This window comes from Bacillus sp. 05T31 (genome assembly GCF_056396725.1).
Map to the genome: position 1 here is coordinate 1 of NZ_JBFTMA010000243.1, position 9611 is coordinate 9611.

The following is a 9611-nucleotide window of genomic DNA, read 5'->3' on the forward strand; positions in this document are numbered from 1 at the left end:
GAACAAGTAATGGTGAACCTAAAAATGAGATTCCTAGAACCCATCCTGAAAAAATCAATGCTGCTAATGTAATTGCAGGTCCAAGCACTATTACTAAATTGAAAAAACCTAATCCAATTACTGCCCAAATTGCCCGAAAAACGTTTCCTGTTGTTGCACTTGCTGTTACTTTCTCAATATGATAATCTGCTAATAACTCTTTAGCGATTTGAGCTGGAGAACCTAATGAAGCTGCAATTTCTTCTTCGCTTTTCCCTTCCTCTAACCCGAAAGTAAAATGTTCTTCATAATCTTTTAAAATATCTGCACGCTCTTTTTCAGATAATCTTTTTAGAGATGCATTTAATTGTTGTAAAAATTTATCTTTCGTCATTACGTACACCTTCTTTWATTAATTGATTGACACCTTGYGAAAACTCATTCCATTCMTCCAAAAGTTGRTACAAATACGTTCTACCTTTATCYGTCAGTTTATAATACTTCCTTGAAGGCCCTTCTGAAGACTCCTGTAAATACGTTGTAAAATATTCTTCYTTRGTTAATCTACGAAGWAGMGGATAAACAGACCCTTCTGATATTTCAATTTGATTGGAAATAYTYCGAACTAATTCATATCCATAACGGTCTTGCTTATCGAGTAAGACAAGCACACAAAGTTCTAAAACTCCTTTTTTAAATTGTACATTCAATGTTCATTCACCCTATTCTAATTGACATTCACTACTATTTATTATTCAGTACCATTTTATAATAAGTACTTGCAAATATAATATACCACTTAGTATTATTCATTGCAAGGTACACTGGAAAAATAAGTATAACTTAAAAATAATGATTCGACGCTTATAAAATCAAAACGATGGCTTTTCTCTTTCAATTAAGGAATTCTAAATGAGGTTTATTCAATCCTTTTATAAAACGGAAAGGAGTCCACTTTTTTACATAAAGACACTTTACCCACTATAATAAAAAAAGAACAGACTCTTACTTTAATGGAGGGAATAAAAATGAAAGCAATTGGTTTACATGAATACTTACCTATTGAAGAAGAAAACAGTTTAATTGATATTGAAGTTGAAAGACCTGTTGCCACAGGAAGAGATATACTTGTTAAAATTAACGCTATTTCCGTTAATCCAGTTGATACAAAAGTTCGATCTCCGAAAGATAAAAAAGAAGATATAGCAAAAATACTTGGCTGGGATGCTAGTGGTGTTGTCGTACAAACTGGCGAAGGTTGTACGTTATTTAAAGAAGGCGATGAAGTGTTTTACGCTGGAAGCATTACGAGGCAAGGTACATACAGTGAATACCATCTAGTTGATGAAAGAATTGTTGGTAAAAAACCACAAACTTTGAGTGATGCTGAATCTGCAGCACTTCCTTTAACAGCCATCACAGCATGGGAAGGTTTGTTTGAACGTTTAGGCATTGATTATAATAAGAAAGATGAAAATTCATTTAAAAACATTTTAATTATCGGCGGAGCCGGTGGTGTTGGCTCGATTGCTATTCAGTTAGCTAAATGGGCTGGACTAAACGTAATCGCAACCGCATCCCGCAACGAAACCATACACTGGGTTGAAAAATTCGGCGCCGATTATATAGTTAATCATCACCAACCTTTAAAAGATCAAATATTAGAATTTGGGCTAAAAGATGTAGATTATATCTTCTGCTTAAACAATACTGATCAACATTGGCACGCGATGGGTGACATCATTAAACCACAAGGGAAAATTTGCTCTATCGTAGAAAATGAACACCCTCTTGAGATGGGAATTTTAAAAAATAAAAGTGCTACATTCGTTTGGGAGTTTATGTTTACAAAAGCGATGTATGAAACTGGTGATATGAGTACGCAGCACGAACTATTAAATAAAGTAAGCGAACTATTAGATGAAGACATTTTAAAGACTACATTAAATGAAACATTCACACCAATTAACGCTGAAAACATAAAGAAAGCACATGCACAACTTGAAAGTGGGCGTACAATTGGAAAGATCGTTGTAGAGAAATTTTAATAATAAAAAGTCCGATTTCTAAACGGGAAATCGGACTTTTTACTATCTTTATTTACTTGAAATCTCTTGATCATTTTTAACGTCTAACGGAGCTCGTTTCCCTATTCCGAAAGCATAGAAACTAATTGTTACGATAGCTAAGAAAACAATACCTACAATTAGTGAAATACGTGTATCATCGTTAAACCACATTCCGATTAATACCATAATTAAAAAGGCTATCGTTAAATAGTTTGTAACAGGAGCAAATGGCATTTTGAACGGATGATCTTTCATCTCTGCTCCTTTTTCTTTTCTAAAACGAATTTGACTAATTAAAATGACAAACCATGGCACCATACCAGGAAGTACACTCGCACTATATACATATACGAATAAGTTTTTYGGTGCAATATAACTTAAAACAACACCAACCGCTAAACCGATAATTACACCAACTGTACCGAATAAAGGTACACCGTTATTAGAGATCTTCGTAAAGTATTTCGGTGCTTGTCCATTTACACCTAGTGTATAAAGCATACGTCCTGCACTATAAATACCACTGTTACAACCAGACATAGCGGCTGTAATAACAACGAAGTTAATAAGTCCCGCAGCTGCCGTAATACCAACTTTCGCAAAAGTYGCTACGAAYGGACTACCAATTGAACTTAATTGATCCCAAGGATAAACAGTTACAATAACGAAAATAGCACCAATATAGAAAATTAAAATACGCCAAATTGTACTTTGAATTGCTCTAGTAAGTGTCTTCTTCGGATCTTTCGCTTCACCAGCAGTAATCCCGATTAATTCCACACCTTGATACGCTCCAACTACAAGTGATAATGCAAAGAAGAATCCTGAAAAACCACCTGTAAAGAAACCGCCATTTACCCAGAGGTTAGATATGCCAATCGCTTCTCCGCCGTTACCAATTCCAAAGAAAATAAGTCCAAATCCCGCAATAATCATTAATAGAATCGTAACGATTTTGATCATCGCAAACCAAAATTCAAATTCACCAAATGACTTAACAGAAATTAAGTTGGCCGCACCAAGAATAACCATCGCGATAATACCAGGTATCCAAGCCGGTAAATCCGGGAACCAATATTTCATATACGCTCCAACTGCGATAATCTCTGACATCCCAACAATAACCCACTGGAACCAGTTACTCCACGCTGTCATATAACCAGCTAACGGATGAATATATTTGTGACCAAATGTCGCAAATGAACCTGTGCTTGGCTCCATATACAACATTTCTCCCATGGCACGCATAATGAAGAAGATGAAAACACCTGCGATTGCATATGCAAGCATTACTGACGGACCTGTCCATTTAATCGTGCTGGCTGACCCCATAAACAAACCAACACCAATTGTTCCGCCTAAAGCAATCATTTGAATATGACGTGCTTCTAAACCTCGTTTCAATTCTTTGTTTGCCACTTCATTTCCCCCTCTTAGATGATTCATAGCCGCATTTAAAGTAAGATGGTGTACCCTAATTCCTGTTTGGCCCTGAAAATGATGAAACAAACGTCATTTTAGACTAACTTTAAAGCTATCCTAAAATCTCATTTTGCCTCTTATAAAATTTCCAAAACCCCTCATCTTCCTATTTTCTATAAAATTTAAAATTGCTCACTTCATATTAATTCATTTATCTGAAAAGTTCAATTATTTTTTCAGTAAATTATTATATATTAGTTTGATTAATTTTTAACTAAATTAACAATAAAATACATCTATTCAATATGATTCCGGTATRAATRTTATTACAATATAAATAACCGAGGAGAWMMTATCYKCCTCGGTTTCATACCGCATATACTTCACTMTTTATAGTTTGTACYGTAATTGCTTACACATGCGATTAACACATCTCGCATAAATTTAATATATTAGTAAAACTACAAAGTCACTAGCTTCTACATCTCTTATTTATCCCGTTCTCACAACTAAAAATTCTCTATCCCATCTCCTACTTTAAGAAAAATATAACTACACTTAAAACAATCAACAATACACCGGAAAGAGGAAAACTTTTCTCCTCATCTTTTATCTTTTCCTTAATAATACCTTTAATTTTTGTCTTTATATCCTCTGGGCATTTTCTAAATAAAATATTAGTTGTATGTAATGGTCTATTCAATATTCRAATTTTAACAGGAGATCCTGATAAATATATATTATTTTTATCCAATGTAAATTCTATGTTCGCTTCGGTTAACCCGTCTTTCACTAATATACTCACTCGGCTAGAAGGTAGATTAAATACCGTATAATCGTTAAAAGCGAGCCCTCTAATCTCGAAATGTGAGTATATAAGAATAAAAGTTATCAGCAACAAACATAGTATCAATATGATTTTTGTTAACGCAAGCTGCTCTAATACGTAGGAAGATGTTGTCATATAAGCACAAAAAAATGCCATTAAATTACAAAGATAGTGGTTTAAAATGAAAGTATTTCTTACAACTATAATAAGTCCAGAAATGATTAGTAGAGCACATACTAGATTCATTAACATATTTTCACCCTCCCTAAAAACTATAACTATACAATTTTATTATATTTTAACATCAATTACATATTCATACCTATAGTTATGTTCATAAAATATAAAAGAGTCTCATTAAAAAATGAGACTCTTTTACAATTTCATATTTAAATCATTTTTGAAGTTTGTTTACCTAAAATAAACACTTTAGTAAATACCATCATGATAACTACTATAGCCAGAAAATAAAGCGGCATCACCATTAACGAGCCCGTATGAAGCTGACTCATTCCCCAAATTGTCATCGTTACAATTACATAGTAGCCTAAGCTAAACAATGCTCCAGCTGTACCAATGACATCTTGAAAATCTACTAATGCTAAACTTAAACAGTTAGGCAATGCTACCCCAATTCCTAATAGCAATATAAACATCGCTACTAAAAATCCRRTCATATATATTATGTTTGGATTTGATCCAAMTGAAGTAATAAYAGWTAARRSGAYWGCTCCACCTGTCATTACAAGACAACCGATATATATAATTTTCTCTGGTTTATAAGTAGCAAGTAACCGCTTTGAAACTTTCGCTCCAATAATAGAAGCAGACGCAACAACAATTCCTAGAAATCCGTACATACTAGGCGATAACTGAAAGTATTCAATAAAGATAAACGGCGCTTCTGCATAGTAGCTAAATAAAACACCATTCGCTCCTCCAATTAATAACCCATATGTTACTACTTTCGGATTTGTAATCAACCGTTTTAATACAGAAAATACATTTATTTTATCCGTTACTGATTCCGTTTTTGTTTCCGGAAGAGAAACAAACGTATATAACAAAATCCCAACACTCATAACAACTAAACTTAAAAATACTATTTTAAATCCAAACATTTGATCAAGAAAGCCCCCAATTAGTGGACCTATCGCTGGTGTAAAAGCAATGACTGCCGAAATTTGAGCAAACATAACGTGGCGCTTATGCCCTTCTACACTTTCACGAAGAATCGTTTGTGTCACAACTGAACCAGCACTTGCTCCAAATGCTTGAATAAAACGACTAAACAATAAAAATTCAATAGAATTTGCAATATAGCATAAGAAACTTCCAGCGCCATATACTACAATTCACTTACGTGCAACGCCTTTGAAATATCAGGTAAAGACGGTGTGTAAATCGTTTCACTAATTTGCGGAAATGCCACAAGAATAATCATTAACCAAAGTGATGGTACTGAGACTTTTTTCACTTTTAATACCCTCCTATAACTTTGAAAATCTCAGAAATGAATAGACTTTCCTTAGCTATGGAACAGGAGGGGCCATTATAGAAATTCGATTATAAAACAACAAAGAAAACACCTCAATTACGCATGTTAATACTTATAGGAGGGTAATATTAACATTGATTTTAAAATATAGTCTTTCAATTATATGATAGGTTGTGTTCGTTTTCTAGTGTTCATAATCTTAATATTTGTTAGTACACGAATGTCCTTTCAATTCTCTTGGAAAATTAATACGATTTGAAAAGCGCAACTAAACAACTGAAACGCCCCTTCAATTGTTAAAATCATTCTCACAATTGAAGGGGCGTTTTTTTATTGCTACATTTTCACTGATTGTTCTTTTTGATAGATAATTTCACCATCAATAATTGTTGTTTCTACTTTTAAATCTTTAATTTGGTTTGGATTGACACTTAAAATGCTGTCATTTAATATAACTAAATCCGCCAGTTTTCCGGCCTCTATGCTTCCTTTTATCTCTTCTTCAAAACTCGCATAAGCACCATTCCATGTGTATAGTTTAATAGCTTCCATTACGCTTATAGATTGATTAGCACCAACCTCTATTCCAGACTTGGTTTTTCTATTGACAGCAACATGAATTCCTAATAAAGGATTATAGTCAGTAACTGGTGCATCCGAACTACCTGCTGCAATGATACCACGATCAATAAAATCACGAGCAGCGTACATGTGATTAACACGATCACCATAATGCCGGACATATATCTCTCCAAATTCATATGGAAATGGAGGGTTTGGAATTGGAACCATCTCTAGTTTTTTCATTCGCTCTTGTAAATCTGGTGAAGAAATTCCCGCGTGTTCGATTCGATGGCGATGATTTTTTCTTGGTGATTCCTCTAGCGCCCTTTCTACACAATTTAAATACATTTCAATAGCTTTATCACCTTGTGCATGTACAGTGATTTGATAACCTTTTTTATGCGCTTCACCTAAAACCTTATAGATTTCTTCCTCACTATAATAAAGAATGCCGTAATTGTTAGGGTCACTTGAATATGACTTACGGGTTGCAATTGTAGGGCCAGTGCTACTTCCATCTGTAAACAATTTAGCCGGTCCAACTTTAAATCTCTCATCTCCGGTACCAGTTATCACACCAGCTTCGATCATTTTATTAACAAATTCATGAGAGTTATTTATTTGACATATCATTGCATATATTCGGACACGAATATCCCTACTCTTCACTGCTCGTTGTAGTAAACGAAAACTCTCAGGTCCATCTCCACCTGCGTCATGTATACTTGTTATGCCAGCTGCAACGAAATGATCTGATGCAATTTTCACAGCCTTCATCATTTCACTTTCTGTATAACTTGCAACCTCGCTCATACTCATATTTGCTGCTTCAATTAACTTTCCTGTAAGCCTTCCTGCCTGATTCTTTTCAATAATCCCCCCACTCGTGTTCGGTGTGTTCTCGTTAATTTGCGCAATTCCTAATGCTTTGCTGTTCACCACGCTTATGTGGTGGCAAGTACGGGATACAATAATAGGGTGTTCAACTGAAATTTCATCCAGCTCAGTAATTGTTGGATAACGCTTTTCCTTCACAGCGGTTTCATTAAAGCCCCAAGCACGTATCCATTCACCTTTTGGCGTTTCTAAGGCCTTCTTTTTCAGATCATCTAACAAAGCATCGATAGAATCAATATGTTCAGCTTTACAACTGACAGCCAATTGATTTAGTCCATGAGAAATGAGGTGAATATGGGAATCAATGAATCCAGGAAGAAGCGTTTTTCCTTGCAGGTCAATTACATCCGTTTTTTCTCCTATAAAACTCTTAACCTCCTGATTTGAGCCAACAACTACGATACGATTATCTTTTATTGCTACAGCTTCGACTACTGTATTCTTTTGGTCTACTGTAATAACTTCTCCATTTATCAATACAACATCAGCTTTCATACACTCAACCCTTTCTGCATTTAAAGTTATATCTCTCAATAGGCTCTTCCGCTTTTCAACAAAATTTATCAATAATCAATTAAAGTTGAGCTAGACATTCTTTCATTGTTTTAACGATAAAAGTAAAGTCTTCCTCTGTGATGCTTAATGGAGGCGCAAGCTGCAAAATATTATTGTAACCTGCAACAGTGTCACCATTTTTACCAATAATTAGACCTTTTTCTTTACAAGCATTGATGACTTTGTTCATCTTTTCAATGGAAGCTGGTTCTTTTGTTTGCTTATCTTCCACTAGTTCAATGCCTAAAAGAAGGCCCTTTCCGCGAATATCCCCTACGTTTGGATGCTCTTTTACATCCTCAAGTTCGTATAATAGTCGTTCACCCAATTCTTTGGAACGTTCAATGAGTTTCTCATTCTCCATAATTTCTAAATTCTTCAAAGCTAAGGCGCAAGCAGCAGGATTGCCTCCGAACGTATTTACATGGCGGAAGCGATCATAATCATCACTGCCTACGAATGCCTCATAAATCTCTCGTCTAACTGCTGTTGCTGACAAAGGAAGATACGCACTTGTAATGCCTTTTGCCATTGTAATGATATCTGGTTTGACGCCATAATTCATAAATCCAAACGGCTTCCCTGTTCGTCCAAATCCACATATAACTTCATCACAAATGAGCAACGCACCGTGCTTCTCGCAAATTTCTTTTACTTTTTCCATATATCCATCAGGAGGCATTAAAATTCCGCCCCCGGTAATAATTGGCTCCATAATCACACCGGCTACTGTTTGGCTTAACTCCCATGTCATGACACGATCGATTTCCTCAGCACTTGCCAGTGTATGAACATCCTCTGGATTGCGATACGTATCGGGCGGTGCTACATGCAGGAATCCTTGCCCGAGTGGTTCATATTTATACTTCCGCTGCGCTTGACCTGTTGCTGCAAGAGCCCCCATTGTGTTACCGTGGTAAGCACGATAGCGGGAAATAAACTTATAGCGTCCATGATCACCTTTTTGCTGATGATATTGTCGAGCAATTTTAAACGCCGTTTCATTTGCTTCTGATCCACTGTTAGAAAAGAAAATGACATATTCATCATCAAGCCATTCATTCAATTTCTCTGCTAATTTAATAGCAGGAACATGACTTTGTGTCAGAGGGAAATATGGCATTTCTTCAAGCTGTTCAAACGCCGCTCTTGCAAGCTCTTTTCGACCATACCCAACATTCACGCACCAAAGACCGGACATACCGTCTAAATAACGGTTTCCATCAATATCCGTCACCCATGCCCCTTCTGCTTTTGTGATAATTAAATTCGTTGGACTAGGGGCTGCTCCTCTCATTGCATGCCAAAGGTACTTTTCATCTGTTTTTTTCAAACTTTGTGTTTGTTCTGTCGCTTGCACAATCACCAGCTCCATTCTATCTTTTTATGGTTTTACATCACTCTTTCAATAACGAGCCGTAAGCATTTTCTTACGAGTATAGAATTCTACGCCATCTTTTCCATTTGCATGGAGATCACCATAGAAAGATTTCTTATAACCAGAGAATGGGAAGAATGCCATTGGAGCAGGAACTCCAAGATTGACCCCAAGCATACCTGCATCAATTTCTTCACGGAATTCACGAATGGCTTTCGCGCTATTTGTGTACAGGCATGCACCATTTGCGAATGGTGATGCATTAGCAACATGAATCGCTTCCATCAAGTCTTTTACACGTACAATAGAAAGAACCGGTGCGAAGATTTCATCTTGCCAAATTTTCATTTCCTGTGTCACATTGTCAAAAATCGTTGGGCCAACAAAATAACCCTGGTTGTTTGCTGCATCGTCTTCACG

The 9611-nt window shown here is 35.8% G+C and carries 8 protein-coding genes and 1 pseudogene; 1 reads left to right on the plus strand and 8 read right to left on the minus strand.

Annotated features, from left to right (window positions below):
• A partial coding sequence (locus tag AC1DJR_RS15615) for an HAAS signaling domain-containing protein (RefSeq protein ID WP_477002964.1) occupies positions 1-373 on the minus strand: 373 nt, incomplete at its 3' end.
• Complete coding sequence (locus AC1DJR_RS15620) at positions 360-689, minus strand: PadR family transcriptional regulator (RefSeq protein ID WP_477002965.1); 330 nt, start codon at positions 687-689, stop codon at positions 360-362. The genes AC1DJR_RS15620 and AC1DJR_RS15615, both read right to left, overlap by 14 nt.
• 318 nt (positions 690-1007) lie before the next feature.
• On the opposite strand from AC1DJR_RS15620, the gene AC1DJR_RS15625 reads away from it, so the two are divergent.
• A complete protein-coding gene (locus AC1DJR_RS15625) occupies positions 1008-2027 on the plus strand; it encodes a zinc-binding alcohol dehydrogenase family protein (protein WP_429687941.1) in 1020 nt (339 codons plus the stop codon).
• 48 nt (positions 2028-2075) lie between these two features.
• Here AC1DJR_RS15625 and AC1DJR_RS15630 read toward each other — a convergent pair whose 3' ends face one another.
• The 6 genes and pseudogenes from AC1DJR_RS15630 to AC1DJR_RS15655 form a co-directional block, all read right to left on the minus strand.
• Complete coding sequence (locus tag AC1DJR_RS15630; RefSeq protein ID WP_060749114.1) at positions 2076-3467, minus strand: amino acid permease; 1392 nt, start codon at positions 3465-3467, stop codon at positions 2076-2078.
• Positions 3468-4002: 535 nt separating this feature from the next.
• A complete protein-coding gene (locus AC1DJR_RS15635; protein ID WP_477002966.1) occupies positions 4003-4551 on the minus strand; it encodes a hypothetical protein in 549 nt (182 codons plus the stop codon).
• 137 nt (positions 4552-4688) lie between these two features.
• Positions 4689-5776: pseudogene (locus tag AC1DJR_RS15640) on the minus strand (multidrug effflux MFS transporter).
• 357 nt (positions 5777-6133) lie between these two features.
• On the minus strand, positions 6134-7753 hold the full coding sequence (locus tag AC1DJR_RS15645; protein WP_429687938.1) for an amidohydrolase: 1620 nt from the start codon (positions 7751-7753) through the stop codon (positions 6134-6136).
• 79 nt (positions 7754-7832) lie between these two features.
• Positions 7833-9188 carry an aspartate aminotransferase family protein gene (locus AC1DJR_RS15650; RefSeq protein WP_429687937.1) on the minus strand — a complete coding sequence of 452 codons (1356 nt, stop codon included), beginning with the start codon at positions 9186-9188 and terminating at the stop codon, positions 7833-7835.
• A 30-nt stretch (positions 9189-9218) separates the two neighbouring features.
• Positions 9219-9611: aldehyde dehydrogenase family protein (locus tag AC1DJR_RS15655; RefSeq protein WP_477002967.1), on the minus strand; the 393-nt coding region annotated here is incomplete at its 5' end.